This window comes from Qipengyuania gaetbuli (genome assembly GCF_009827315.1).
Taxonomy (GTDB): Bacteria; Pseudomonadota; Alphaproteobacteria; order Sphingomonadales; family Sphingomonadaceae; genus Qipengyuania; species Qipengyuania gaetbuli.
Map to the genome: position 1 here is coordinate 1,806,347 of NZ_WTYF01000004.1, position 24,725 is coordinate 1,831,071.

A 24,725-nucleotide genomic window follows, 5' to 3' on the forward strand; every position below is an offset into this window, starting at 1 on the left:
GCGCTTCAACGGTTTCACGCCGCCGGACTCGCCAATTGCTCCGGAAAATGTCATTCTTGCCGCACAGGCAACACAGGAGAGGCGCATGAACATCGGCAATCTCATCGAGGGGCGGGCGAGTTCCGACATCATCTCGGTAGAGGTCGGACAGTCCGTCCGCGAAGCCGTGCGTATCCTTGCCAGTAAGCGTATCGGCGCCCTGCCCGTGCTCGAACAGGGCCGTGTCGCCGGCATTTTTTCCGAGCGCGACGTGATTCACCGCCTCGCCGACGAGGGCGAGGCCTGTCTCGACCGCAGGGTCGGGGAAGTGATGACTTCGCCCGCCATCACGGTCGACCGGATGACGACCATCGACGACGCGCTGGGCCTGATGACCCGCCGGCGCATCCGCCACTTGCCCGTCATCGAGACCGAGATGATGTGCGGGTTCATTTCCATCGGCGACCTCGTGAAGTTCCGTTACGACGAGGTGCAGCACGAAGCCGAGGCCATGCGGGAATATATCACGCACGGTTGAGCAGCGGCCCGTCACTCCCTACATCGCGCCCATGGCCGAGATGCTTACCCTCACCCCGTCCGCTGCTAAGCGCGTCGCCGCGATTGCCGCCAAGCAGGCAAAGCCTGCAATCCTGCGCCTTTCGGTCGAAGGCGGGGGCTGTTCGGGATTCCAGTACAAGTTCGACCTCGCCGAAGGTGCGGAAGCCGACGACAGCGTCAGCGAAACCGACGGTGTGCGCCTGGTGGTCGACCCGGTGAGCCTCGACCTTGTCGCCGGCAGCACGGTCGATTTCGTCGAATCGCTCGGCGGGGCAGCCTTCAAGGTCGAAAACCCGCAAGCAGCAGCCGGTTGCGGCTGCGGATCCAGCTTCGGGATTTAGGTTAGACCCGGCGCGGCGTTTCGGGCATCACGCGGCCCATGCGTATTGCCAGCTTCAACATCAACGGAATCAAGGCCCGCCTTCCGCGCCTCAAGGAATGGCTCGAGGAAACGCGTCCCACCGTCGCCTGCCTGCAGGAAATCAAGACGATGGACGACGGATTCCCTGCCGCCGAGTTCGAGGAAATCGGTTACAAGGCGATCTGGCACGGGCAGAAGAGCTTCAACGGCGTCGCCATCCTTGCCGATGGGGTGGAGCCTGTCGAAATCCAGCGCGGCCTCGGCATCGATGGCCCGAATGATGGCGAGGGGGAACAGGCGCGCTACCTTGAGGCCGAGGTCAACGGCGTGCGCATCTGCAACCTCTATCTGCCCAACGGCAATCCGCACCCGGGTCCAAAGTTCGACTACAAGCTCGCGTGGATGGGCAAGCTGCGCGAGCGCATGAAGGCCATATGGGACGAGGAAGTGCCCGCCGTGGTGCTGGGTGATTACAACGTCATTCCCGAAGACAAGGACGTCTGGTCGCCCAAGGCCATGGCGTCGGACGCGCTGATGCAGCCCGAATCGCGCGATGCCTATAAGCGCCTGCTGGGCGATGGCTGGACCGATGCGATCGATACGCTCAATCCGCGCGGCGGCGTCTGGACCTATTGGGATTACCAGGCCGGTGCCTGGCAGCGCGATCACGGGTTCCGGATCGACCACATCCTGCTCTCGCCCGAGCTGGCCGACCGGATGACGGCCGCCGGCGTCGACAAGGAATATCGCGGCCGCGAAAAGTCCAGCGACCACACGCCCGTCTGGGTCGAATTGCGCAGCTGAGCACCCTCGCTATGGAAAAGGGCCGCCCCGCATCACGGCGAGACGGCCCCAATCTGATCCCTTCTGCCGGACTTAACGGTAGAAGATGTGCGTATTGATCGTCGCGCGGGCGACCTTGCGCTTCGCCCAGCTCGGACGGACGTAATTCGCGTGGAAATACAGCGAATCGTCAGCGGCGCTGTCCCACAGGCCCTGATGCGCGATGCGGGCGATCGCCTTGGCCCGCTTCCAGGCAGCGGAGTGCTGCTTGATGCTGGGCATCCGGCCACCGCGCACGAAGCTGAACTGCGAACGCTGGTAGACCACGCCGCAATAGCTCGACGGGAACTGGCGCGATTCGCTGCGGTTGATGATCACCTGCGCAACGGCAAGCTGGCCTTCGAGCGGCTCGCCGCGCGATTCGAAATAGATTGCGCCGGCAAGGCAGCGCATTTCTTCCGACAGCTGGCCGGCTGCGGGCATGGAGGCGACGAGGTCGTGCAGGCTGGCGGCCTGCGCTGCGTCGTCGGAAATCTCGTCGGTGGATTCCGGTTCTTCCGGAATGTCCTCAACCACTTCGCCTTCGACGAAAACCGGGACAACCTCGTCGGTGAGGGCGGTTTCGGAGACAGTGGTATTACGGCCCGCTTCTGCAGCGAGGACCGTGGCGCCGGTTTCTTCAGCCCCGGCAAGGCTCGCGATAAGCGCCGCGGCAGTCGCCGCGGCGGCAAACAAACTCTTTCGCATTATTCCGAATGACTAAGCGGTGAGCTCGCTGTCGCAGGCCGGGATCCACAACGCGTTTCTGGCGCCATATGGTCGGATCCGATTGCGGTCCTGCCGCTTGCTCCCCGTCTGCGTGCTAGCCTGCCGACCCCATTGCCGTTGCAAGCCGCCTACGCATCGAAGCTGGGCGGCCAAATAGTCTCATTTGAAACCGTGTCAAGTTAACGGGCCCACTCTGCGACCAAGCGTTCCATTTCGGGGCCATCCAGTTCGAGAATCCAAAGATCGGGGTCACGGGCCATGCGGCGGGCCAGATAATCCTCGAATTCCCCTTTGTTTTCCGTATCTTGCTGCTTGGTGCACTCGAAGATTCGGTCGCCATCGAGGCGCGGCAGGCGCTCCCAAAGCATTGTATTATTGCCACTATTGGTGGTTAATATCGCCAGGGTTCCCGCATCGCGTTCGCCGGACCGGAGGACCGTTGCAAAGCCGCCCTGCTGCTGTGCTGCCCGGATCAGGCCCGTCACTTCAAGGTGGGTGGGGAGGCGCGCGCCCTCCATGCCGGCCCTCAGCCCGAATATCCGGCGAGGCTGGAGAGCGGGATGCGCGACTTCATGAACGTGCCGGTTCCGCGCCCGATTTCGTCGCCTTCCTCGTCCACCAGGCGCGATTCGGCCACGAACACGCGGCGGCGCCCGCTAACCCAGCGTCCTTCCGCCACCACCTTGCCGGTTCGCACCGGCTTGGTGAAATGAAGGTTGAAGGAAGTCGTCAGCAGGAAACGGTCGGTCACGAGCGTGTTCGCCGCATAAAACGCCGCATCGTCGAGCATCTTGAAATAGATCGTCCCGTGTGCGGCACCGGCCGCGTGGTAGGCGGCTTCGGTCACGTCGAATACGATCCTTGCGCGGCCTTCGCCCGTCACCTCCAACTGCGAGGCAAACAGCGAGTTCACCGGGGCGGAGGCATAGAGCCGCTCGAGCGCGCGCCAGTGCCGCTCGGCCCCGCTGGTAGCCGCCTCGTTCATCATTGCGTCCTTCTTTACCGGGGCTCGACCCAGCCGATCGAGCCGTCGGGGCGGCGATAGACCATGTTGTGCGCTTCGGTAGCCCCGTTCTTGAACAGGATGGCGTTGGTGTTCTGCAAGTCGAGCATCATCACGGCATCGGCAACCGAACATTCCGGGATGATCGCGCTGGTTTCGGCGATAATCGGCGGACTGTCGGCAGTGATTTCCTCCTCGGTGTCCGGTTCGGGCGCGGCGAAGATGGTATAGGCAGCCTCTTCCTCGCGCATAGCGTGCTGCGCCTGTTCGTGGCGGTCCTGTATACGACGCTTGTAGCGCCGCAGCTGTTTTTCGATCTTGCCGGCGGCCTGTTCGAAAGCCTGGTGCACGTCATGCGCCTCGGCATGGCCCTTGAGGATGAGGCCCTGCATCACATGCGTCACGATATCGGAAGTGAACGACCCGCCGGGCCCCTTGCCGAGCGTGATATGCGAGGAGATCGCGCGGTTGAAATACTTGTCGACGATACCTTGCATGCGGTCTTCGACATGGCTCTGCAGGGCAGCGCCGGTGTCGATCTGGTGGCCTGAGACGCGAACATCCATATGGTATCTCCTCTATCGCACCCTGCCGATCCCCGGCCCGGCTGTGTCGACCGGGCGGGTACTTGAACCTATCCCCAGAGCGGGTTTTCGATCCCGGACATGAATTTCCTGTGCCGCGCGAGTTCTTCCTCGCTCGGCGCGTGGGGCCGCGGCTCGCGCCGGGGGCGGTCGGGCGCCTGGCGTACCGCAATGACTTCGCGCTCTACCTGAATCACCCGCTCGGCGGCCAGTTCGAGGCCGATCTGCCTGCCGCCCTTCAGCTCGACATAGACCTGCGCCAGCAGTTCCGCGTCGAGCAGTGCGCCATGCTTCACGCGGTGGCTGCGATCGATGCCGTATCGCGTGCACAGCGCGTCGAGCGAAAGCTTGGCTCCGGGATGGCGCTTCTTGGCGATGGCCACGGTGTCGACCATGCGGCTGGTGCACACCGCCTCGCGTTCGCACAGCGCCAGTTCGGCATTGAGAAAGGCGAAGTCGAACCCGGCATTATGCGCCACCAGCGGGGCATCGCCGATGAAGTCGAGCAATTCGTGCGCAATGTCGCGGAACAGCGGCTTGTCCGACAGGAACGAGGCCGACAGCCCGTGCACGGCTTCCGCGCCGGCGGGCATGTCGCGTTCCGGATTGTAATAGGTGTGATAGGTCGCGCCGGTGGGCACGAGATTGAGCAGTTCGATACAGCCTATTTCGACCATCCGGTCGCCGGTCCTTGGATCCAGCCCGGTGGTTTCGGTGTCGAAGACGATCTCGCGCATTGGCCCGACTATCGGACTCGCGCAGGCGGATTACAAGAGGTTTAGCCGCGCTTTTCTTGGCGCAGTTTTTCGATGAGGGCGCGTACCGCCCTCTCGGTTTCGGCAATGCTCGTACCGGTGTCGATAACGTGGTCGGCACGCTCGCGCTTCTCGATATCGGGCACCTGGATCGAGAGGATATGGGCGAATTTTTCGGGCGTCATGCCGGGTCGCGCAAGCACGCGCTGGCGTTGCACTTCGGCCGGAGCCGAGACGACGACGACCGCGTCCACAGCCTCCGATCCGCCCTTTTCGAACAGGAGCGGGATGTCGAAAACGACCATGTCCTGCCCGGCGTGCTCGATCAGGAAAGCCCCGCGTTTTTCGGCGACGGCAGGATGCACGATTCCCTCGAGCCGGGCGAGCGCTTGCGGGTCGGCAAAAACCTGCTGGCCCAACCGGTCACGCAGCACGCCCTCGGCATCGGTGCTGCCGGGAAATTCTCGCTCGATCGCATCGACCAGTTCGCCGCCCGGGCCCTGCATGGCGCGCACCTCCCTGTCGGCATCGAAGACCGGCACACCGGCGCGCTCGAACATGGCGGCAACGGTGGATTTGCCCATGCCGATGGAGCCGGTCAGCCCGACGATGAGGGGGCGGGTCATGCCATCAGCCTTTCGCGCAGTTCGGCATCGTGTTCGCGCGGGGGTTCGACGCCGAAGAAATGGGTGAAGGCAGCCGCGGCTTGCCCGATCAACATGGCGAGACCGTCGATGGTTTCGAAACCTGCCGACCGCGCCTGCCGGAGGAATTCCGTTTCGACCGGATCGGTCACGATATCGTAGGCAACGGAACCGGGGGGCGCATGGCTCCAGTCGAATTCGAGCGGCGGCTGGCAGCGCATGCCGAGCGGGGAGGCGTTGATGACCAGGTCGCAGCAGCCTTCCCGATCGTCGAAGGCAAAGTCGGTGGCTTTGGCGAAATGGTCGAGCGGGGCGACATGGTGTTCGCCTCCCGGATCGAGTTCGCCAAGCAGAGCCTCCGCTTTGCCCGTATCGCGCCCGACAAGAACGAGGGTGAAACCTTCGTCTGCCAGTCCCGCAACGATTGCCCGCGCCGCGCCGCCCGTGCCGAGGATCCGGGCCATCCGGAAATAATGCGTGGCCTTGAGGCGTTCGCGCAGCGGCTCGAGAAAGCCGGCCACATCGGTGTTGCGTCCCACCAGTGCGCCGTCCGGTGCCCGGACGATGGTATTCACCGCACCGACACGGCGGGCGAGCGGTTCGAGCCGGTCGAGCATCGGAATGACCGCCTGCTTGTGCGGCATGGTGACATTGCAGCCGCGCCAGTCGGGATCGCCCCGCCGTTCTTCCAGATAGGCGGCGAGATCGTCGGCGGTCACGTGGTGCGCACGATAATCCGCATCGAGGCCGAGCTTGGCGATCCAGAACCCGTGGATCGCGGGCGACTTAGACTGCGCGATGGGATCGCCGATGACTTCCGCATAAATCGTCACGAGGGCAAGGCACCTTCCTCGCGCAGCGCGCCGAGCACTTGCAGCAAGGGCATACCGAGCACGGTGAACTGGTCGCCCATGATGCTTTCGAACAATTGGACGCCGGGCCCTTCGATCCGGAACACGCCGACGCAATAGGAAACCTTGGGCCATTCGGCATCGAGATAGGCCTCGATGAATTCCTCGGAGAGCTGGCGGACCTTCAGCCGGGCGAAGTCCGATCCCATCCACACGATGCGCCCGTCCCGCGCCAGCGCGGCGGCGCTGTGCAGCGTCATGACCTTGCCCGAGAAGAAGCGCAGGTGTTCTGCCGCCTGTTCGCGCGTCGCCGGCTTGTCGAACCGCCGCCCCTCGACCTCGACCAGGGAATCGCTGCCGAGAACGAGGCCACTTGCCTGCACGGCAGTTGCCTTCGCAGCAGCCAGCGCCTGCGCGATTTCGGCCGGTTCCGCACCCTCCATTTCCGCTTCGAGAGCGCGCTCGTCCACGTCGCCAGCACGCGCCTCGAAAGCGACGCCTGCCGCTTCGAGCATCGCCTTGCGCGAGGCGGAGTTCGAGGCGAGGATCATGCCTTCGCCTGCAATCGCACTCATATCGCCTTGCCTCCTTCGAATTCGCCTGCCGCCTTGTGGCTGCGTTCGCTGCACAGGCGGATGATCGCGGCGGCGGTTTCCTCGATCGAGCGGCGCGTCACATCGATCACCGGCCAGCCGTTATCGGCGAACATGCGGCGGGCGAAGGCGACTTCCGATTTCACCCGCTCGTTGTCGATGTAGGCGGTCTGCGACTGTTCGTTGAGCGTCAGCAGGCGGTTGCGGCGGATCTGGACCAGCCGTTCGGGCGCGGTTGTCAGGCCCACGACGAGCGGCTTCTTCAGTTCGAACAGCTTGGGCGGCGGCGGGCTTTCCACCACCAGCGGGATGTTGGCCACCTTGTACCCGCGGTTGGCGAGGTAGATGCTGGTCGGCGTCTTGGAGCTGCGCGACACACCGGCAAGGATGATGTCCGCCTCTTCCCAGTTTTCCCAGCCGATCCCGTCGTCATGGGCGATGGTGAACTGGATTGCCTCGACACGTTCGAAATAGGCCTTGTCCATCTGGTGCTGTCGGCCGGGCCGGCCGTGCGCTTCCTGGCCCAGCGCCTTTTCCAGTGCTTCGGTCACGCGGTCGAGGATCGGCACGGCGGGCAGGCCGTTCTGGGTGCACACTTCCTCCAGCCGTGCGCGGGCTTCGGGATTGACGAGCGTGAACAGGACCAGCCCCGGATTGGCCTTGAGTTCGGGCACGATCCGGTCGAGATGCTGGCGCGAGCGCACCATCGGCCAGAAATGCCGGACGACATCCGCATCGTCGAACTGGGCGAGCGCGGCCTTGGCCAGCATTTCCAGCGTTTCACCGGTGGAATCGGACAGCAGGTGGAGGTGGATGCGGTCGGTTATGGTTGCGACTTTCGGCCTGTGGAGAAGCGCCGGATAAACCACGGGACAGGTCTGCCGACAAGTTCGGGGATGAATTCCCTCCCCGCTACGAGTCCTGTTCGGGGGCGATTCCCGCACAGCAAACCCGATTTATGCGCAGGCTGGGGACAGCAGGGATAAGTTTGACTCGACTCAAGCCATCTGCCGAGTCGCAATCCGCCCCTCGCCCTTTCCCTTGCTGGAGAAATGAGGCAGGGGGCCGCTATGCCCATTATCCACAGGGCCAACAGACTCCTTCAACTCTTATAATAATCATTTTTATTGGATTGGACTCTCTCTCGATGCCCGGCCTCCTGCTCGACACTTTGAACGGCAAGCGCGCGGACAAGGTGCCGCTCTGGCTCATGCGCCAGGCTGGTCGGTACCTTCCCGAATACCGCGCCCTGCGCGCCGAGAAGGGCGGCTTCCTCGCCATGGCCTATGACAGCGAGGCGGCGTGCGAGATCACGCTCCAGCCGATCGACCGGTTCGGCTTCGACGGGGCGATCCTGTTCTCCGATATCCTGATCGTGCCGCACGCCATGGGCCAGCATCTCGAATTCCTCGCCGGCGAAGGTCCCAAGCTCTCGCCGCCGCTGGTCGATGCCGCGCTCGAAGGGCTGAAGGTCGACCATTCGCGCTACGAGCCGATCTACCAGACCGTGCGCCTTTGCCGTCAGCGCCTGCCTGAAGGCGTCACCATGCTGGGCTTTGCCGGAAGTCCCTGGACCGTCGCCACCTACATGGTCGCAGGCGAGGGCAGCCGCGACCAGCACGATGCCCGCGCGCTCGCCTATCGCGATCCGGGCAAGCTGCAGGCGATCATCGATGCCATCGTCGGCGAAACGGTCGAATATCTTTCCGGCCAGATCGAGGCGGGTGCCGAAGCGGTGCAGTTGTTCGATTCCTGGGCCGGCAGCCTTGCGCCCGACGAGTTCGAACGCTGGGTCATCGCGCCCAATGCCGCGATCGTTGCTGCACTGGCACAGCGCCATCCCGACACGCCGGTGATCGGCTTCCCCAAGGGTTCGGGCGAGAAGCTGCCCGCCTATGCCCGCGAGACGGGCGTGAAGGCGGTCGGCGTGGACGAAACGCTCGATCCGCTGTGGGTCGCGCGCGAATTGCCTGCCGGAATGGCCGTACAGGGCAATCTGGACCCGCTTTTGCTGCTTTCGGGTAGTCAGGCCCTCGAAGGGCGCATCAAGGCAATCCTCGAGGCTTTTTCGGACCGCCCCCATGTCTTCAACCTCGGCCACGGGATCGACCGGCGCACGCCGATCGAAAACGTCGAGCGGCTGATTGCCACCGTGCGCGGCTGGCAGGGGTGACGAAGCGCCGCGCAATGACTAGATCGAACCCATGCAGGACGTTCTTGCGATGACCTATCTCTGGCTCAAGTCCGGGCACATCATTTTCATGGTCTTCTGGATGGCAGGCCTGTTCATGCTGCCGCGCCAGATGATCTACTGTCACGATGCCGCGGCCGGATCGGAAGAAGAGGCGCTGTGGGCGAAGCGCATGGGCCTGCTGCGCAAGATCATCCTCACCCCCAGCCTGATCGTGGTCTGGGTGCTCGGCCTGCTGCTGGCCATGCAGAGCGGCGCGTTCAGCCTTGGCTGGTTCCATGCAAAGCTGCTGCTCGTGATCGTGCTGACCGGCTATCACGGCATAATGGTCGCCCGGTCCAAGGCAATGGCCCGCGGGGAACGTCCGCTTACCGAGAAGCAGCTGCGCGTCTATGGCGAGGTGCCGGGCATTCTGCTCGCCTTCATCGTCGTGCTGGTGGTCGTCCGGCCGTTCTGAGCGGGGGTCCGGTAGCCGCGTTTGCCGATTGACGGCGCGCGGACGCAGTCCTATTTCACACCCATCACCGGCAAATGGCACCGCATGACTGATGGCGCCGGGTCCGCTTTCCCCAAGCCCACACCGACCCGCCGGCCATTTCCAGATTTATCGAGTAAAATTTATGCATCTCAAAGACTTGAAAGCGAAAACGCCCGCAGACCTCGTGGCAATGGCCGAGGAACTGGGCGTTGAAGGCGCATCGACCATGCGCCGGCAGGACCTGATGTTCTGCATCCTTCGTGAGCTCGCCGAAGACGAAGAATACGAAGAAAAAATCATGGGTATCGGCACCATCGAGGTGCTGCAGGACGGCTTCGGCTTCCTGCGCAGCCCCGAGGCAAACTACCTTGCCGGTCCCGACGATATCTACGTCTCGCCCAACCAGGTCCGCAAATGGGGCCTGCGCACGGGCGATACCGTCGAAGGCGAAATCCGCGCCCCCAAGGAGGGCGAGCGCTATTTCGCCCTGACCAAGCTCTACCAGGTCAATTTCGACGATCCGGATGCGGTGCGTCACCGCACCAATTTCGACAACCTCACGCCCCTCTATCCCGAAGAGAAGCTGACGCTCGACACGCTCGATCCAACGGTCAAGGACAAGTCGGCCCGCGTGATCGACATCATCTCGCCGCAGGGCAAGGGCCAGCGCGCGCTGATCGTCGCACCGCCGCGCACCGGTAAGACCGTGCTGCTGCAGAACATCGCCAAGGCGATCACCGACAACCACCCGGAAGTCTTTCTGCTGGTCCTGCTCGTCGACGAGCGTCCGGAAGAAGTCACCGACATGCAGCGCAGCGTGAAGGGCGAGGTCATCTCCTCGACCTTCGACGAGCCGGCCAACCGCCACGTGCAGGTCGCCGAAATGGTCATCGAAAAGGCCAAGCGTCTCGTCGAGCACAAGCACGACGTCGTCATCCTGCTCGACTCGATCACGCGTCTCGGCCGCGCCTACAACACCGTGGTGCCCAGCTCGGGCAAGGTGCTGACCGGCGGTGTCGACGCCAATGCACTGCAGCGCCCGAAGCGCTTCTTCGGTGCAGCGCGCAACATCGAGGAAGGCGGTTCGCTGTCCATCATCGCCACCGCGCTGATCGATACCGGCAGTCGCATGGACGAAGTCATCTTCGAAGAATTCAAGGGTACCGGTAACTCGGAAATCGTCCTCGACCGCAAGGTTGCGGACAAGCGCATCTTCCCGGCGCTGGATGTCGGCAAGTCCGGCACCCGCAAGGAAGAGCTGCTGGTTGAGAAGGACAAGCTGTCGAAGATGTGGGTCCTGCGCCGTATCCTCATGCAGATGGGCACGGTCGACGCGATGGAATTCCTGCTCGACAAGATGAAGGATTCCAAGACCAACGAGGACTTCTTCGCCAATATGAACCAGTAAGGAAAAGGGGCGCCCGGCAGGAAAGCCCTGCCGGGTGGGGGGCTTGTGAAGAGGATTGTCTATCGCAGCACCATCGCTGCAGGTGTTGCCACCGCCGAGGTGTTCAACATCATCGACACCTCCAACCGCCGCAATCCTGCGCGCGGGATCACCGGTTTCCTGCTGCACGATGGCGAACGGTTCCTGCAATTCCTCGAAGGGCCGCCGCTGGAAGTCGAAGGCCTCCTCGCCGAGATCGAGCGTGATCCCCGCCATGCCGACCTGGTCATCGTCTATGACGAAGGGGCGCAGGAACCCTGGTTTCCCGACTGGGCGATGAAGCGGCTGATCAACTTCACCGGTCCGCCAGCCATCGACCAGCTGCGCGAGGAACTGGCCGGAAAACCGGACGGTAACCTGGTGCTAGGGCTGGTCGAGGATTTCCTGCGCGCTTGAGCCGCAGGTGCTGTTTCAGCCGGCCTTTTGCCTTTCGAGCTGGGCGGCCATCATTTCCCAGACCTTGTTCACCGCCTTGAGCGGGCGGACCATGACCTTGAAATCGGCAATCAGGCCTTCCTCGTCGAAACGGATGAGGTCGATGCCGTTGACCTTGATGCCGTCCATCTCGGTGGTGAATTCGAGCATGGCGTTCTCTCCGTCCACCAGTTCGCGGACATAGGTGAAGCTGTCGTTACCCAGCGTCTGGCCCGCGGCAGACAGATAGGCGACGACGATATCGCGCCCTTCCTGCGGCGTATGGACGACCGGCGAATGGAACACCGCATCGGGCCGCATGATCGCTGCTAGCTCGGCCGGATCGGACCCGTTCTCGATAACCTTGTGCCAGCGCGCGAGGCCTTGTTTCGCACTCATCAATGTCTCCTGAAACTGTTGGCCCGCGCCGCTTCCCAGTGGCGGGCGAGGGGGGTCGAGGACGGCTTGTCCAGCAATACGCCAGGTTCCGCGAAATAGTAGATCTTGTCGAACGCGTCCGAGCGCGCGCCGTTGATGCGCTCGCGCATATCCATCGGCTGCATCTGCCAGGGATTGTCGAGGCCCATGGCGATGGTGATTTCCTTCAGCGCGTGCAGCGTCTGGCGCTGGAAACGGGCGACGCGCGGCGCCTTGTCCTCGACCACCAGGCCGCGCTGGCGCCAGGCATCCTGCGTGGCAATGCCGGTGGGGCAGGTGCCCTTGTGGCAGTTCATCGACTGGACGCAGCCGAGCGAGAACATGAAGGGCCGCGCGGCATTGCACCAGTCCGCACCCAGGGCGAAGCTCTTGGCCATCTGGGCGCCCGAATGGATCTTGCCGGAGGTCGCAATCTTCACCTTGTCGCGAAATTCTGTACCGACCAGCATGTTGCGCACGAAAATCTGCCCTTCGCGCAGCGGCATGCCGACCGAATTGCTCAGTTCGAGCGGGGCAGCTCCCGTACCGCCTTCGGCACCGTCCACCGTGACGAAATCGGGATGCATTCCGGTTTCGATCATGGCCTTGCCGATGGCGAAAATCTCGTGTGGCTGGCCGACGCACAGCTTGATGCCGGTGGGCTTGCCGCCTGACAGGTCGCGCAGGCGCGTCACGAATTCCAGCAGTTCGATCGGCGTATCGAATTCGGGATGGGCTGCCGGCGAAGTGACAGTCTCGCCGACAGGTACGCCGCGCGCCTCGGCGATTTCGGGCGTGACCTTTACGCCGGGCAACACGCCGCCGTGGCCGGGCTTGGCGCCCTGGCTCAGCTTCAATTCGATCATCTTGACCTGATCGCTTGCGGCATTGTCGCGGAACTGCTCGGGATCAAAGCGGCCATCCTTTGCGCGCGCGCCGAAATAGCCGCTGCCCAGCTCCCAGATAAGGTCGCCGCCCGGTTCGCGGTGGTACTTGCTGATCGATCCTTCGCCGGTGTTATGCGCGAAATTGCCGAGTTTCGCTCCGGCATTGAGGGCCTCGATCGCTTTCGCAGACAGCGAACCGAAGCTCATCGCCGAGATATTGAGCAGCGAGGAGGAATAGGGTTTCGCGCAGGTCTTCTCACCCACGGTGACCCGCCATTCCTCGGGTGTGTCGCGCGACGGGGCAATAGAATGTCCCACCCACTCGTATTCGTCTGAATAGACGTCGAGTTCGGTGCCCATCGGATGCGAATCGAGATCGCCCTTGGCCCGCGCATAGACCAGGGCGCGCGCCTGGTGGCTGAAGGGGCGCCCCTCCAGATCGTCTTCCACGATATAGGATTGCGCAAAGGGGCGCAGGTCTTCCATTACCCATCTGATCCGGGCGACGAGCGGGTAATTTCTCCTAAGAGTATGTTTTTCCTGTGCAAAATCCCATATTGCGAGGAGGAGGCCAGGCAGGAGGATCCACAAGGTCCAGCGCGCCGGTTCGAAGACCCAGGCCGCGCCGACCAGCACGTACAGGGCGACCGGGATGATGTAGCGGAAGGGAAGCCTGTCCACGCCCCGCGTCCGGCTCAGCCGAGATGTTCGGCAAAGAAGGCGCTGGTGCGCGAATCGGCCAGCTGGGCCGCCTCTTCGCTGCGGCGCTTGCCGAATTCGGTCGCGAAACCGTGATCCAGCCCTTCGTAATCATGCAGCTTGACCTTGGGATGGTCGCCCAGCCCGTCATGCATGGCTTTCTGCGTCGCCTTGTCGACGAAGCCGTCTTCGGTCGGAATGTGAAGCATCAGCGGATTGGCGATGGCGTGCTTTTCGCGCAGCAGATTGTCGATCCCGACCGCGTAATAGCCGACCGAGGCATCGCTGTCGGTGCGCGCCGCGGTCATGTAGGCAAGCCGTCCGCCGAGGCAGTAGCCGACCGCGCCGACCTTGGCGCAGCCCTGTGAACGCGCATACTTGATTGCCGCCTCGATATCGCGGACGCCCTGATCCTGGTCGAATTTGCCGAATAAATCCAAAGCCTTGCCCATTTCCGCCTCAATATCGGGATCGAGCTCGATACCATCCTCGAACTGCCAGAAAAGGTCGGGAGCCACGGCGAGGTAGCCATCTTCGGCCAGCTTGTCGCACTTGCGACGGATGCCGGCATTCACGCCGAAGATTTCCTGGATGACCACGATGGCGGCACGCGGGGTGCCTTGCGGGCGCGCGACATAGGCGTTGAAGCTGTTCTCGCCGTCCAGTGTGGAAATGCTGACCATCTCGCTCATTGCATATTCTCTCCCTTGATCGATTGCAGGCCTAGCGCTTGCGGTGCGGGGCTGGCAAACCCAGATAGTGTCAGACACCAGAAGTGCGCTCCAGCACTCAACGGAGGAAACGCGATGAAGGTCCATATCGAAATCGACTGCACGCCGGAGGAGGCGCGGACCTTCATGGGCCTGCCCGACGTGGGGAAGGCGAACGCTGTCTATGTCGACATGATGTCGAAGGCGATGAAGGGCGTGTCCAACACTGACCAGCTGCAGGAATATGCCAAGCAGCTCGCTCCCATGGGCCAGGCCGGCTTCAAGCTGTTCCAGAGCTTCATGGAAGGCGCCAATGCCGCGCGCACTTCCTCCAAGGCGGATAAGCCGTCCGACGACTGAGTCCAGCGCCGCCAGTGACCGACACGATATTCGCGCTCTCCAGCGGGTCGCCGCCCGCCGCCATCGGCGTGATCCGCATCAGCGGCCCGGCTGCGGCGGGGGCGCTTGAACGCCTAGCGGGAAGCCTACCTGCTCCGCGTACCACCTCGTTGCGCACGCTGAAGGACGGCGAGGGCGGAGTGCTCGACAGGGCGCTGGTCCTGTTTTTCGACGGCCCTCGAACCGCGACAGGCGAGGACCTTGCCGAAATCCACTGTCACGGGGGCAGGGCAGTCGTTGCGGCGATCGAACGCGCGCTTGGCGCGATGGAGGGCTTGCGCCGCGCGGACCCGGGCGAGTTTACGAGGCGCGCCTTCGCCAATGGGGTGGTCGATCTGGCGGAGGCCGAAGGTCTTGCCGATCTCCTGGCCGCGGAAACCGAATTGCAGCGCCGCGCGGCGGAGGCGTCGGCGGGGGGGCAGCTTTCCCGACAGGTCGAAGGCTGGCGCGATCGCCTGCTGGGCCTTTCCGCCCAGGTCGAGGCCGCGCTCGATTTCTCGGACGAGGGCGATGTGGAGGCGCTTCCGCCCGAATTCACCGATGCGGCGGCATCGCTGGCAGCCGATTGGCGCGCAGCCCTCGATGCCCCCCGTGCAGAGCGCCTGCGCGACGGGATCAGGGTGGTTTTTGCCGGCCCGCCCAATGCTGGCAAATCTTCGCTTTTCAACGCTTTGCTTGACGAGGGAGCAGCTATCGTCTCGGAAGAGGCGGGAACGACCCGCGACGTGATCGAGCGTCCGGTCGCCTTCGGAGGGGTGCCGTTCATCCTCGTCGATACAGCTGGATTACGGGAAAGTGGTGCCGGCTCCATCGAAAGTATCGGCATAGACCGCGCAAGGCGTGAACTCGATCGCTCGGATATCATCCTGTGGCTGGGCGATGAGGGGCAGGGGCCGGCCGGGTCGCTCGAGATTTCGTCCAAGAGCGATATTGAAGGGGCGGCCAAGTCGAATGCTGCGCATTACGTATCGGCGCAGACGGGCGAGGGTGTCGAGGCACTGATCGCAGACCTGGTCCAGCGTGCTCGCCAATTGCTTCCCAAGCCCGGCCTTGCCGCATTCAACCAAAGACAGGCGGAATCGCTTTCGGATGCCCATGATGCAATCGGAGGCATTTCGGCGGACGAGGACCTCCTGCTGATCGGCGAAAGATTGCGAATTGCGCGGCGTTCGCTTGACCGCTTGCTCGGCCGGCATTCGACAGAAGATGTGCTCGATGCCCTGTTCGGCCGCTTCTGCATCGGGAAGTAGTGTTTCACGTGGAACATCTTCGCCTTTGACGCTGCGCACAAAGGCAATTATCGGCCCTACCATGCAGTCCTTCGAAGTCATCGTTATCGGCGGCGGCCATGCCGGCGTCGAGGCCGCCTGTGCCTCGGCGCGCATGGGCGCACGCACCGCGTTGGTGAGTTTCGACCTGTCCAAGATCGGCGCGATGAGCTGCAACCCCGCGATTGGCGGACTAGGCAAGGGCCACCTCGTCCGCGAGGTCGATGCGCTTGACGGGGTGATCGGGCGTGCTGCCGACGCAGCGGCAATCCATTACAGGATGCTCAACCGCTCGAAGGGAAGCGCCGTTTGGGGGCCGCGTATCCAGGCCGACCGCCGACTTTTCCATGCGGGGGTGCAGGACATCGTGGCGCGGCAGGATAACCTTACCCTTGTCGAGGGCGAGGCTGCGGCTCTGAGGCTCTCGAATGGCCGCGTCACCGGTCTCGAACTTGCCGACGGGTCTGCGCTGGAAAGTGCTGCAGTTATTCTCTGCACCGGGACTTTCCTGGGAGGCACGCTGTTTCGCGGCGAGGAACGGTTCGAAGGCGGACGGATCGGCGAGAACGCTGCCCATCGCCTTGCCGCCCAATTGCGCGATGCTGCCTTGCCGATGGCTCGCCTCAAGACCGGCACCCCGCCACGTCTCGACGGGCGCACGATCGACTGGGCGCGGCTGGAAGAGCAGCCGTCCGATGGCGAGATGTGGACGATGTCGTCCCTTTCGGAAGGGAGGGTCAATCCGCAGGTGTTCTGTGCGATCACGCGCACCAATGAACGGGCACACGACCTCATCCGGGCCAATCTCGACCGTTCGCCGCTGTTTTCCGGTGCAATCGGTGCGGCGGGGCCGCGCTATTGCCCTTCCATCGAGGACAAGATCCACCGATTCGGCGACAGGGATGGCCACCAGGTCTTCTTGGAACCGGAAGGGCTATCGACGCACCTAGTCTATCCCAATGGTATCAGCACATCGCTTCCGACCGATGTGCAACTCGGCATGCTTCGCGCCATGGAAGGCCTCGAGCGGGTTGAGATGGAGGTTCCGGGCTATGCGGTCGAGTACGACCATATTGACCCGCGCGCCCTCCGCTCCACGCTGGAGGTTCGGGACATGCCCGGCCTCTACTGCGCGGGGCAGATTAACGGGACCACGGGATACGAAGAGGCCGCCGCGCAGGGACTGGTGGCCGGCATGGAGGCGGCAGCTGCCGTTCTTGGACGTGAGAGTGCCAAGTTGGACCGCTCGAATTCCTACATCGCGGTGATGGTCGACGATCTCACGCTTCAGGGCGTCACCGAACCCTATCGCATGCTCACCGCGCGCGCGGAGTATCGCTTGCGGCTACGCGCTGCCAACGCAGACACACGCCTTACCCCACTCGGGCTTACCGCAGGTCTTATCGGGGAGGAGCGCCGTGAATGGTTTGCCCGCCGTGGCGAGCGCCAGCATGTCATCCAGAATTTGCTCGACACCCCGATATCTGCGCGCGCGCTGACGGATGAAGGCAGCACGGTGCGTCTCGACATGGGGACCCGTCCAGCAGCCGAATGGCTTCGCGGCGGTCACGTTTCAATCGGCAGCCTCGCCGATCTTGTTGAGGGCCTGGATCCGGCCGATCCGCTCGCCATAGAGATGGCGGAAGACGCCTTCTATGCGCCCTATCTGGAGCGGCAGGATGCGGAGCTGCGCGAACTGCGGGCGGGTGAAAATCTGCGCATTCCTGACAGCTTCACCTATGCCGCGGTTCCGGGACTTTCCAACGAAATGGTCGAGCGACTGTCGGCGGCTCGTCCTGCCTCTCTCGCCGCGGCGGGCCGCGTGCCCGGCGTTACTCCATCTGCGCTTGCGGCACTGCTCGTGCATGTGAAGCGGGCACAGGGGGTTGCGGCATGATAATCCGCGGCGAATCCGAGGCTCGAGAATTTGTTGCGCGCTTCGCTGACGCAGCGGCAATCGAGCGGCTGGAACGTCTCGGTGACGCACTTGCGCAGGAAAACGAGCGCCAGAACCTCGTGGCAAAGGCCTCGCTCGACAGCATGTGGTCGCGGCACTTTGCCGATTCGGCCCAGCTTCTCGACCATGTTCCACGTGAAACATCGGGACCGTGGCTGGACCTTGGGACGGGGGCGGGCCTTCCGGGGCTGGTCATCGCAGCCCTCTGCCCTGACCTGGAAGTTGTTCTCGTCGAATCGCGCAAATTGCGAGTCGCCTGGCTTGAGCGGATGATCAACGAACTGGGTCTTGCGAACTGTCGCACCGAAGGCGGCCGCTTGGAACTGGTCGAAAGTTTTCCGGCAGGCGTGATTTCAGCACGAGCCTTCGCTCCGCTGCCGAAACTCCTCCGGTTATCCGCACGCTTCTCCACAGAGCGGACGCATTGGGTGTTGCCCAAGGGCCGGTCGGCAGCGCAGGAAGTGCAGGAACTTCCAAAAACGCTCCGAAACATGTTCCACGTGGAACAATCTGTTACGGATAGCGAGGCTGGGATCGTCCTTGGCAGGGGCAAAGTGAGGGAAAAGCAATGATTACCGTCGCAATTGCCAACCAGAAGGGCGGGGTGGGCAAAACCACAACCGCCATCAATATCGCAACTGCGATGGCTGCCACCGGCTGGAAAACCCTGCTCATCGACCTGGACCCGCAAGGAAACGCTTCGACGGGGATGGGGATCGAGGGTTCGGCGCGCGAATACACAAGTTATGACCTGCTTCTAGAAGAGGCCTCGCTGGCGCAGTGCGCCCAGCCGACGGAAATTCCGGGGCTGGATATCGTGCCGGCAACCCAGGACCTGTCCGGTGCCGAGGTTGAACTCGTCTCGGTGGAAGATCGCACCGCGCGCCTGTCCAAGGCCTTGGCCCAGGCCGGGAAGGGTGGTTTCGCCGGATACGACATCTGTTTCATCGATTGCCCGCCTTCGCTGGGCCTGTTGACGCTGAATGCCTTGGGCGCGGCGGACACGCTGCTTGTGCCCCTGCAGTGCGAATTTTTCGCCCTGGAAGGCCTCAGCCAGCTTTTGCAGACGGTGGAGCGGGTACAGCAGCGATTCAATCCCGATCTCGGCATTGTCGGCGTTGCGCTGACGATGTTCGACCGTCGCAACCGCCTGACCGACCAGGTGGCGGACGATGTTCGCGATTGTCTCGGCAATCTGGTTTTCGAAAACGTCATTCCGCGCAATGTCCGCCTGTCGGAAGCGCCGAGCCATGGGATGCCCGCGCTCGTCTACGACCACAATTGTCCCGGCAGCCGCGCCTACATCGGATTGGCGCGCGAGCTGATCGGACGCCTGCCCGAAAGAAGGAAGGCCGCATGAGCCAAGCTATCGACCGCAAGAAGAAACTTGGCCGTGGCCTCGGCGCGCTTCTGGGCGAGGTCCAGCGCGAAGAGCCGCTAGTCAATTCCTCGAGCGAAAGCAGTGATTTAACCGGTTCGACGCCTGCTCAAGCCACATCCGGGCTCGCCAGTATTCCGGTTGCGGATATCGAGCCGCTGCCCGGGCAGCCGCGTACCCATTTCGACAGCGATGCGCTGGACGAGCTTGCCGCCTCGATCGCCCAGCGCGGCGTTATCCAGCCCATCATCGTCACGCCGCGAAGCGGAGGGCGTTATCGCCTCGTTGCCGGCGAACGTCGCTGGCGCGCGGCGCAGCGCGCAAGGCTCCACCAGATACCCGCCATTATCCGCGATCTCGACCAGCGCGAGGTTCTGGCGCTGGCGCTGATCGAAAACCTCCAGCGCGAAGATCTCAATCCGCTGGAAGAAGCGCGGGCATATCAGAAGCTTGCCGATGACGAGGGGATGACCCAGGCGGAAATCGCTGGCCTCGTCGACAAGTCGCGCAGCCACGTCGCCAATCTCCAGCGCCTGCTGGCTCTTCCGGAAGACGTCCTCGCCCTGCTTGCGAACGGCAGGCTTTCCATGGGCCATGCCCGCGCGCTAATCGGCAACGAGGGTGCGTCGGAACTCGCCTCGCGCGCAGTGAAGGAAGGTCTTTCGGTCCGCGAAGTCGAGAAACTGGCGCGCAAGGGCGGGGCTTCTGCCAAACCGCGCAAGTCACGTCCCAGCGTTCCCGAAGCCGAAACCGATGCCGATATCGCGGCAGTGCAGGGGCATCTGGAGGAATTTCTCGGACTGCCGGTGCAGATCAGGACCGACGGGACGCCGAATACCGGTACGGTGACGATCCGCTATCGCACGCTCGACCAGCTGGACCTTATCTGCCAGCGCCTGACCGGCGGCGATATCTGAACCGGAACGGACGCTGTGACGTCCGTTCCGTTTTATTCCTTGGTTTCGACCTCGACCTCTACTTCGCGGTAAACTGCCCTTTGCGGGACGGTCACCGTGACAGGCACCAGCATGTATTCCTGTCCGTAATAGGCAGGGGCCCCGCTCAGCGCGCCCGACTGTGCGCTAGCCATGTAATCGTCGAGATAGGCTTCGCATTCACCATAAGCCTCGGCCGAAGGTTGCGGATCGCCCTCTACCGCATCGCCGATAGCGGCGCCGGCCAGCCCGCCTGCGACCACCCCGGCGACGGTGCCGAGCGTGCGATTTCCGCGACCCGCGATGCGGTTGCCGAGGACGCCGCCCAATGCAGCGCCCGCCAGCGCACCGATAACTTCTCCGCGCTTGTCGTCGTCATAGGTCGAGAGCCGGTCGCGGCACTCGGCAAGCCAGGCGGCGCGATCGAACTGGACGATGCGTCCACCTGGCGGAACCGGGAAGGCGCCGGCACCGCCAGATGGAACATAAGTCATTGAACGTACGGTATTTGCAGGCATGGTGTGGAACCGGTGGACGGTCCCGTCCTGCTGCACCCAGTCCGCGCCTGCCTGGGCCGGATCGCGGCGGATGATGATCCGCTCGATAACTACCGGTTCGCCCTGGGGAGTGACGGCTTCGGCGGGGAGCATGACCCGCTCCTCGATCTCGATGACCCGTTCGGCCGGCTTGGCCTCCTGTGCGAGGGCAGGAACGCCGGAAATGGTAGCAAGGCCGGCAAGGGCTAGGGCGGTGCGGTTCATGACAGGCGCTCCACGCGGGGATTGGCGATTACGGGCGAAACTATCACCCGCACGCACGACCGGCAAAAAAGCTGCACCTGCGTCCCCTTTCGGGGCAGAATCAGATCCGGCTGGCGAGGATTTCTGCCAAACGCTCGATTCCCGCGCGGTCGTCCTGGTCGAAGCGAGCCTTGGAGGGGCTGTCGAGATCGATGACGGCGATAACCTCGCCGTCACGCATGACCGGCACGACGAGTTCCGAATTCGTGATCGCATCGCAGGCGATGTGTCCGGGGAAGGCGTGGACATCCTCGACCAGCTGCGTTTCGCCGCTTTGTGCCGCGGCCCCGCATACGCCGCTTCCCAGCGGGATGCGGATGCAGGCCGGGCGGCCCATGAAGGGGCCGAGCACCAGTTCGCCCTCGACCATGCGGTAGAAACCCGCCCAGTTGAGGTCGGGCAGGAAATCCCACAGCAAGGCAGCGATATTCGCCATGTTCGCCACTGCGTCGGGCTCACTCGACGTCAACGCGTCGGCGGCATCGACCAGCTGGCGATAGGCTTCGGGCTTGGGGCAATCCGGGGCGGGGCGGAAATCGAACATGTCGAGCGATCTAGGCGAAAGAGCCGCGCTTGCAAGGGGCGTTGCGAGCGCGGCGGGCCTGTCGTATCGCCTGCATCATGAGCATTCTCAAGAAGCTGGGCATCGCCCTTCTCGTCATCGTCGCGATCCTTGCAATCGCGTTCTATTTCCTCTCGCGCGGGGATACGGCCGATATTCCGTTCGACGAGGTGGTCGGCACCGATCCGCGTCTTGACGAACCCGATGCGGAATCCTTCCCGACAGTCGCCATCGCCGAGCCGGTGGGCTGGGCAGAGGGCGAAGCGCCGGATGCCGCAGAAGGTCTGGCCGTCAACCGCTTCGCCGAGGGGCTCGAGCACCCGCGAACGGTGCAGGCGCTGCCCAACGGCGATATCCTCGTCTCGCTGACCCGCGCTCCTGCCAAGGACGAGGGTGGGATTACCGCATGGATTGCGGACTTGCTGATGAACCGCGCCGGTGCGGGTGGCGAATCGCCCAACCAGGTCGTGCTGCTGCGCGATGGCGATGGCGACGGGGTTGCCGAGACGCGCAAGGTGCTGCTCGACGGGCTCGATTCACCTTCGGGCCTCGCATGGGGCGACGGCACGCTCTACGTCGCCAATCACGACGAGGTCCTGGCCTATCCTTATGAGCTGGGCGCTGACGGCGTATCCGGCGATCCGCGCAAGATCACCGATCTGGCGCCCGCCGGCGGGCACTGGATGCGCAACCTTGCGCTCCACCCCGAAGGCGACCGCCTCTACATCGCGGTCGGTTCCGATACGAACATCGCCGACAAGGGCATGGAGGCCGAAGAGGGTCGCGCGCTGATCTGGGAAGTGAACCTCGAGACCGGCAGGCGCCGCGTCTTTGCGGGCGGCCTGCGCAATGCCAACGGCCTCGACTTCAGCCCGTGGTCTGGCGAACTCTGGACCACCGTGAACGAGCGCGACATGCTCGGCTCCGACCTCGTGCCGGACTATCTCACCAATGTCCCGGTCGGCGCGCAGTACGGCTGGCCCTGGGTCTATTTCGGCGACAATTTCGACCGCCGGGTGAAATATCCCTATCCGAGCTACATCAACTACGTGCGCACCCCCGAATATGCACTCGGGCCCCACGTGGCTGCGCTGGGCCTCGTATTCAGCCGCGAAGGGGCTGCGCTGGGCGACAAGTTCTCGAACGGCGCTTTCATCGCACGCCACGGTTCGTGGAACCGCAAGCCGCCCTCGGGCTACGACGTGGTCTATGTCGCCTTCGACGATCGCGGCAATCCGACCGGGCAGCCGATCGAGGTCCTCGGCGGCTTCCTGACGGGTGACGGCACGACGCGCGGGCGGCCGACCTGGGTCGAATGGGCGAGCGACGGCTCGCTCCTCGTCAGCGACGATACCGCCGGCATCATCTGGCGCGTCAGCGCGCCCGGCGCGAAGCCGCAGGCTGCGATCGAGCGGGTTACCGGCCGCCGCTTGCCACCGCAGCGCGAACTGCGCGGGCAGGAGGCGACATTCGGGCGCGACGATTATGCGCGGCAGGTGACCGCCGACTAAAGTTGCGCCGCGCGACTTGCGTCAGCCGAGCAGGGCTTCGGTGTCGATCGCGTAGAGCGCTTCGGCGCCTGCCATGGCCGACGTCCGCAGGCCCGCAGCCTCCGGCACGATCCGGTCGAGGAAGAAGCGCACGCTTGCAGGCTTCGTGACGGCAAGCGACGGCGCACCGCCCGCTTCCACCGCGCGAAGCTGGCGCACCAGCTGCCAGCCTGCGACAGCCACGGCGAGCATGGTGGTGAAGGGCACGCTACCGGCTAGACGGTCGTCGAGGCTGGCTTCATCGCTCATCCAAGCGGCGACGGCAGCGCAATCCTTGGCGAGGGCTGCCAGCGCCGGTTCGTCGGCGCAATCGCGCGCGATATCCGCTGTCAGCGATACCAGCGCCTGTCCGCCGTCGAGGCCGAGCTTGCGGGTGACGAGATCGGCGGCCTGGATGCCGTTGGTGCCTTCGTAGATCGGGGCGATGCGCGAATCGCGCCAGTGCTGGGCCGCGCCGGTTTCCTCGACGAAGCCCATGCCGCCGTGGACCTGGATCCCGAGGCTCGCGACCTCGGTTCCGATATCGGTGCCCCATGCCTTGATCAGCGGGGTCAGGACCTCGCCGCGCGCCCGGGCGGCCTCATCGCCCAGAACGCCGCGATCGACCTGTCCGGCGGTGTAGTAAAGCAGCGCGCGGGCACCTTCGGTCAGCGCCTTCATGCGCAGCAACATGCGGCGCACGTCGGGGTGCTCCACGATGGCCACGGGGCTCTTGTCGGGCGAGCCTGCGCGGGCCGACTGCACGCGGTCCCGCGCATAGCCGAGCGCCTGCTGCGTCGCGCGCTCGCCGATCTGGACGCCCTGGTTGCCGACATTGATGCGCGCGTTGTTCATCATCGTGAACATGGCCGCGAGGCCGCGGTTGGGTGCGCCGACCAGTTCACCGATGCACTCGTCATTGTCGCCATAGCTCATGACGCATGTGGGCGAGGCATTGATGCCAAGCTTGTGTTCGAGGCTGACGCAGCGCACATCGTTGCGCGGACCGAGCGAACCGTCTGAATTCACATGATATTTCGGCACGACAAAAAGCGAGATACCGCGGCTGCCCTCGGGCGCCTCGGGCAGGCGCGCAAGGACGAGGTGGATGATGTTCTTCGCCAGTTCGTGCTCGCCCCAGGTGATGTAGATCTTCTGGCCCTTGATCCGGTACTTGCCGGCATGCTCGCCATCCCCGATCGGCATGGCGGTAGCGCGCAGCGCGCCGACATCGCTGCCGGCCTGCGGTTCGGTCAGGTTCATCGTACCCGACCATTCGCCGCTCACCAGCTTCGGCAGGTACTTCTGCTGCAGGTCCTCCGAACCGTGATGCTCCAGCGCCTCGATCGCGCCCACGCTGAGCATCGGGAGCAGGTTGAACGCCATGTTCGCCGTGCCGAGATTTTCGAGCACGTTGCAGGCAAGTGTGAAGGGTAGGCCCTGTCCGCCGAATTCCGCAGGCGAGGCAATCGCGTTCCAGCCCTGCTCGACATAGGCTTCGTAAGCTTCGGCATAGCCCTCGGGCAGGCGCACGACGCCGTTTTCCAGCTTTGCCCCTTCCAGATCGCCCACACGGTTGAGCGGGGCAAACTCGCCGGCGGCAAACTGGCCTACGCCCTCGACGATGGCTTCGACCATGTCCGGCTCGGCGGCGGCGAATTTCTCGGTTCTCGCCAGCTCCTCGATCCCGGCATTGACGCGGATGGCGAGCAGCTGGTCCTGGGTGGCTGGAGTGTAGGTCACGGGTGCATTCCTCTTGGCTTTCTGCAGCGTCA

At 63.9% G+C, this 24,725-nt stretch carries 29 protein-coding genes; 14 read left to right on the top strand and 15 right to left on the bottom strand.

Annotated elements, in window-relative coordinates; genetic code table 11:
* The first annotated feature begins 85 nt into the window (after positions 1 to 85).
* From GRI42_RS11350 to xth, 3 genes are read left to right on the top strand one after another with little or no spacing between them, the layout of a single operon-like run.
* On the top strand, positions 86 to 517 hold the full coding sequence (locus GRI42_RS11350; protein WP_160608598.1) for a CBS domain-containing protein: 432 nt from the start codon (positions 86 to 88) through the stop codon (positions 515 to 517).
* A gap of 31 nt (positions 518 to 548) precedes the next feature.
* Positions 549 to 878: a HesB/IscA family protein gene (locus GRI42_RS11355; protein WP_160608599.1), complete on the top strand. Its 330-nt coding sequence runs from the start codon at positions 549 to 551 to the stop codon at positions 876 to 878.
* A 38-nt stretch (positions 879 to 916) separates the two neighbouring features.
* Positions 917 to 1,702: an exodeoxyribonuclease III gene (xth, locus tag GRI42_RS11360; protein WP_160608600.1), complete on the top strand. Its 786-nt coding sequence runs from the start codon at positions 917 to 919 to the stop codon at positions 1,700 to 1,702.
* A gap of 72 nt (positions 1,703 to 1,774) precedes the next feature.
* Here the strand turns inward: xth and GRI42_RS11365 are convergent, their stop codons facing one another.
* The 9 genes from GRI42_RS11365 to GRI42_RS11405 form a co-directional block, all read right to left on the bottom strand.
* Complete coding sequence (locus GRI42_RS11365) at positions 1,775 to 2,428, bottom strand: cell wall hydrolase (RefSeq protein ID WP_160608601.1); 654 nt, start codon at positions 2,426 to 2,428, stop codon at positions 1,775 to 1,777.
* 200 nt (positions 2,429 to 2,628) lie between these two features.
* On the bottom strand, positions 2,629 to 2,967 hold the full coding sequence (locus GRI42_RS11370) for a DUF1491 family protein (protein WP_160608602.1): 339 nt from the start codon (positions 2,965 to 2,967) through the stop codon (positions 2,629 to 2,631).
* Positions 2,968 to 2,975: 8 nt separating this feature from the next.
* Complete coding sequence (locus GRI42_RS11375) at positions 2,976 to 3,434, bottom strand: PaaI family thioesterase (protein ID WP_160608603.1); 459 nt, start codon at positions 3,432 to 3,434, stop codon at positions 2,976 to 2,978.
* Positions 3,435 to 3,448: 14 nt separating this feature from the next.
* A complete protein-coding gene (gene hpf / locus GRI42_RS11380) occupies positions 3,449 to 4,018 on the bottom strand; it encodes a ribosome hibernation-promoting factor, HPF/YfiA family (RefSeq protein WP_160608604.1) in 570 nt (189 codons plus the stop codon).
* A 68-nt stretch (positions 4,019 to 4,086) separates the two neighbouring features.
* A complete protein-coding gene (dnaQ, locus tag GRI42_RS11385) occupies positions 4,087 to 4,773 on the bottom strand; it encodes a DNA polymerase III subunit epsilon (RefSeq protein WP_160608605.1) in 687 nt (228 codons plus the stop codon).
* 41 nt (positions 4,774 to 4,814) lie between these two features.
* Entirely contained in the window at positions 4,815 to 5,417 is a 603-nt protein-coding gene (coaE, locus tag GRI42_RS11390) for a dephospho-CoA kinase (RefSeq protein WP_160608606.1), read from the bottom strand.
* Complete coding sequence (locus GRI42_RS11395; RefSeq protein ID WP_325065328.1) at positions 5,414 to 6,268, bottom strand: shikimate dehydrogenase family protein; 855 nt, start codon at positions 6,266 to 6,268, stop codon at positions 5,414 to 5,416. Before GRI42_RS11395 ends, coaE begins: the two co-directional genes overlap by 4 nt.
* Complete coding sequence (locus GRI42_RS14000) at positions 6,265 to 6,861, bottom strand: Maf family protein (RefSeq protein ID WP_160608608.1); 597 nt, start codon at positions 6,859 to 6,861, stop codon at positions 6,265 to 6,267. The genes GRI42_RS11395 and GRI42_RS14000 overlap by 4 nt, the downstream gene beginning before the upstream one ends.
* The gene (locus GRI42_RS11405; RefSeq protein ID WP_222554768.1) at positions 6,858 to 7,748 is read right to left on the bottom strand and encodes a pyruvate, water dikinase regulatory protein; all 891 of its coding nucleotides are present in this window, start codon (positions 7,746 to 7,748) and stop codon (positions 6,858 to 6,860) included. The genes GRI42_RS14000 and GRI42_RS11405 overlap by 4 nt, the downstream gene beginning before the upstream one ends.
* 278 nt (positions 7,749 to 8,026) lie before the next feature.
* Between GRI42_RS11405 and hemE the strand changes: the two genes are divergently transcribed.
* The 4 genes from hemE to GRI42_RS11425 all read left to right on the top strand — a co-directional run bounded on the left by hemE (position 8,027) and on the right by GRI42_RS11425 (position 11,391).
* Positions 8,027 to 9,052: a uroporphyrinogen decarboxylase gene (hemE, locus tag GRI42_RS11410; RefSeq protein WP_160608609.1), complete on the top strand. Its 1,026-nt coding sequence runs from the start codon at positions 8,027 to 8,029 to the stop codon at positions 9,050 to 9,052.
* 31 nt (positions 9,053 to 9,083) lie between these two features.
* Positions 9,084 to 9,527 (top strand): CopD family protein, encoded by a 444-nt coding sequence (locus GRI42_RS11415; protein WP_160608610.1) that lies wholly within the window; start codon positions 9,084 to 9,086, stop codon positions 9,525 to 9,527.
* A gap of 163 nt (positions 9,528 to 9,690) precedes the next feature.
* Positions 9,691 to 10,956, top strand: a complete 1,266-nt coding sequence (gene rho / locus GRI42_RS11420) for a transcription termination factor Rho (protein WP_160608611.1) — start codon at positions 9,691 to 9,693, stop codon at positions 10,954 to 10,956.
* A gap of 45 nt (positions 10,957 to 11,001) precedes the next feature.
* Positions 11,002 to 11,391: a BLUF domain-containing protein gene (locus tag GRI42_RS11425; protein ID WP_160608612.1), complete on the top strand. Its 390-nt coding sequence runs from the start codon at positions 11,002 to 11,004 to the stop codon at positions 11,389 to 11,391.
* Positions 11,392 to 11,406: 15 nt separating this feature from the next.
* On the opposite strand, the gene GRI42_RS11430 is transcribed toward GRI42_RS11425, so the two are convergent.
* Genes GRI42_RS11430 through GRI42_RS11440 form a run of 3 tightly spaced genes read right to left on the bottom strand, consistent with a single transcriptional unit; the run spans position 11,407 to position 14,104 of the window.
* The gene (locus GRI42_RS11430) at positions 11,407 to 11,808 is read right to left on the bottom strand and encodes a nuclear transport factor 2 family protein (protein ID WP_160608613.1); all 402 of its coding nucleotides are present in this window, start codon (positions 11,806 to 11,808) and stop codon (positions 11,407 to 11,409) included.
* Positions 11,808 to 13,394: an FMN-binding glutamate synthase family protein gene (locus GRI42_RS11435; protein ID WP_170290015.1), complete on the bottom strand. Its 1,587-nt coding sequence runs from the start codon at positions 13,392 to 13,394 to the stop codon at positions 11,808 to 11,810. The genes GRI42_RS11430 and GRI42_RS11435 overlap by 1 nt, the downstream gene beginning before the upstream one ends.
* A gap of 14 nt (positions 13,395 to 13,408) precedes the next feature.
* Positions 13,409 to 14,104, bottom strand: a complete 696-nt coding sequence (locus GRI42_RS11440; RefSeq protein WP_160608614.1) for a dienelactone hydrolase family protein — start codon at positions 14,102 to 14,104, stop codon at positions 13,409 to 13,411.
* Positions 14,105 to 14,218: 114 nt separating this feature from the next.
* Here GRI42_RS11440 and GRI42_RS11445 point away from each other — a divergent pair, with 114 nt between their 5' ends.
* The 6 genes from GRI42_RS11445 (at position 14,219) to GRI42_RS11470 (ending at position 20,041) form a co-directional block, all read left to right on the top strand.
* The gene (locus tag GRI42_RS11445; protein ID WP_160608615.1) at positions 14,219 to 14,482 is read left to right on the top strand and encodes a DUF6489 family protein; all 264 of its coding nucleotides are present in this window, start codon (positions 14,219 to 14,221) and stop codon (positions 14,480 to 14,482) included.
* Positions 14,483 to 14,496: 14 nt separating this feature from the next.
* Positions 14,497 to 15,771 (top strand): tRNA uridine-5-carboxymethylaminomethyl(34) synthesis GTPase MnmE, encoded by a 1,275-nt coding sequence (gene mnmE, locus GRI42_RS11450; RefSeq protein ID WP_160608616.1) that lies wholly within the window; start codon positions 14,497 to 14,499, stop codon positions 15,769 to 15,771.
* A 61-nt stretch (positions 15,772 to 15,832) separates the two neighbouring features.
* Complete coding sequence (mnmG, locus tag GRI42_RS11455) at positions 15,833 to 17,686, top strand: tRNA uridine-5-carboxymethylaminomethyl(34) synthesis enzyme MnmG (protein ID WP_160608617.1); 1,854 nt, start codon at positions 15,833 to 15,835, stop codon at positions 17,684 to 17,686.
* Positions 17,686 to 18,318, top strand: coding sequence for a 16S rRNA (guanine(527)-N(7))-methyltransferase RsmG (gene rsmG / locus GRI42_RS11460; RefSeq protein ID WP_160609194.1), 633 nt, complete (start codon positions 17,686 to 17,688; stop codon positions 18,316 to 18,318). Before mnmG ends, rsmG begins: the two co-directional genes overlap by 1 nt.
* Positions 18,315 to 19,106 (top strand): ParA family protein, encoded by a 792-nt coding sequence (locus tag GRI42_RS11465; RefSeq protein WP_160608618.1) that lies wholly within the window; start codon positions 18,315 to 18,317, stop codon positions 19,104 to 19,106. Before rsmG ends, GRI42_RS11465 begins: the two co-directional genes overlap by 4 nt.
* Entirely contained in the window at positions 19,103 to 20,041 is a 939-nt protein-coding gene (locus GRI42_RS11470) for a ParB/RepB/Spo0J family partition protein (protein WP_160608619.1), read from the top strand. Before GRI42_RS11465 ends, GRI42_RS11470 begins: the two co-directional genes overlap by 4 nt.
* Positions 20,042 to 20,073: 32 nt before the next feature.
* Here GRI42_RS11470 and GRI42_RS14170 read toward each other — a convergent pair whose 3' ends face one another.
* Both GRI42_RS14170 and GRI42_RS11480 read right to left on the bottom strand, forming a co-directional pair.
* Positions 20,074 to 20,820 carry a glycine zipper 2TM domain-containing protein gene (locus GRI42_RS14170; RefSeq protein WP_325065329.1) on the bottom strand — a complete coding sequence of 249 codons (747 nt, stop codon included), beginning with the start codon at positions 20,818 to 20,820 and terminating at the stop codon, positions 20,074 to 20,076.
* Positions 20,821 to 20,920: 100 nt separating this feature from the next.
* Positions 20,921 to 21,403, bottom strand: a complete 483-nt coding sequence (locus GRI42_RS11480; RefSeq protein ID WP_160608620.1) for a GAF domain-containing protein — start codon at positions 21,401 to 21,403, stop codon at positions 20,921 to 20,923.
* A gap of 77 nt (positions 21,404 to 21,480) precedes the next feature.
* Here GRI42_RS11480 and GRI42_RS11485 point away from each other — a divergent pair, with 77 nt between their 5' ends.
* Positions 21,481 to 22,932 carry a PQQ-dependent sugar dehydrogenase gene (locus GRI42_RS11485; protein ID WP_160608621.1) on the top strand — a complete coding sequence of 484 codons (1,452 nt, stop codon included), beginning with the start codon at positions 21,481 to 21,483 and terminating at the stop codon, positions 22,930 to 22,932.
* 21 nt (positions 22,933 to 22,953) lie between these two features.
* On the opposite strand, the gene GRI42_RS11490 is transcribed toward GRI42_RS11485, so the two are convergent.
* Entirely contained in the window at positions 22,954 to 24,693 is a 1,740-nt protein-coding gene (locus tag GRI42_RS11490; RefSeq protein WP_160608622.1) for an acyl-CoA dehydrogenase, read from the bottom strand.
* Between the last annotated feature and the right edge of the window lie 32 nt (positions 24,694 to 24,725).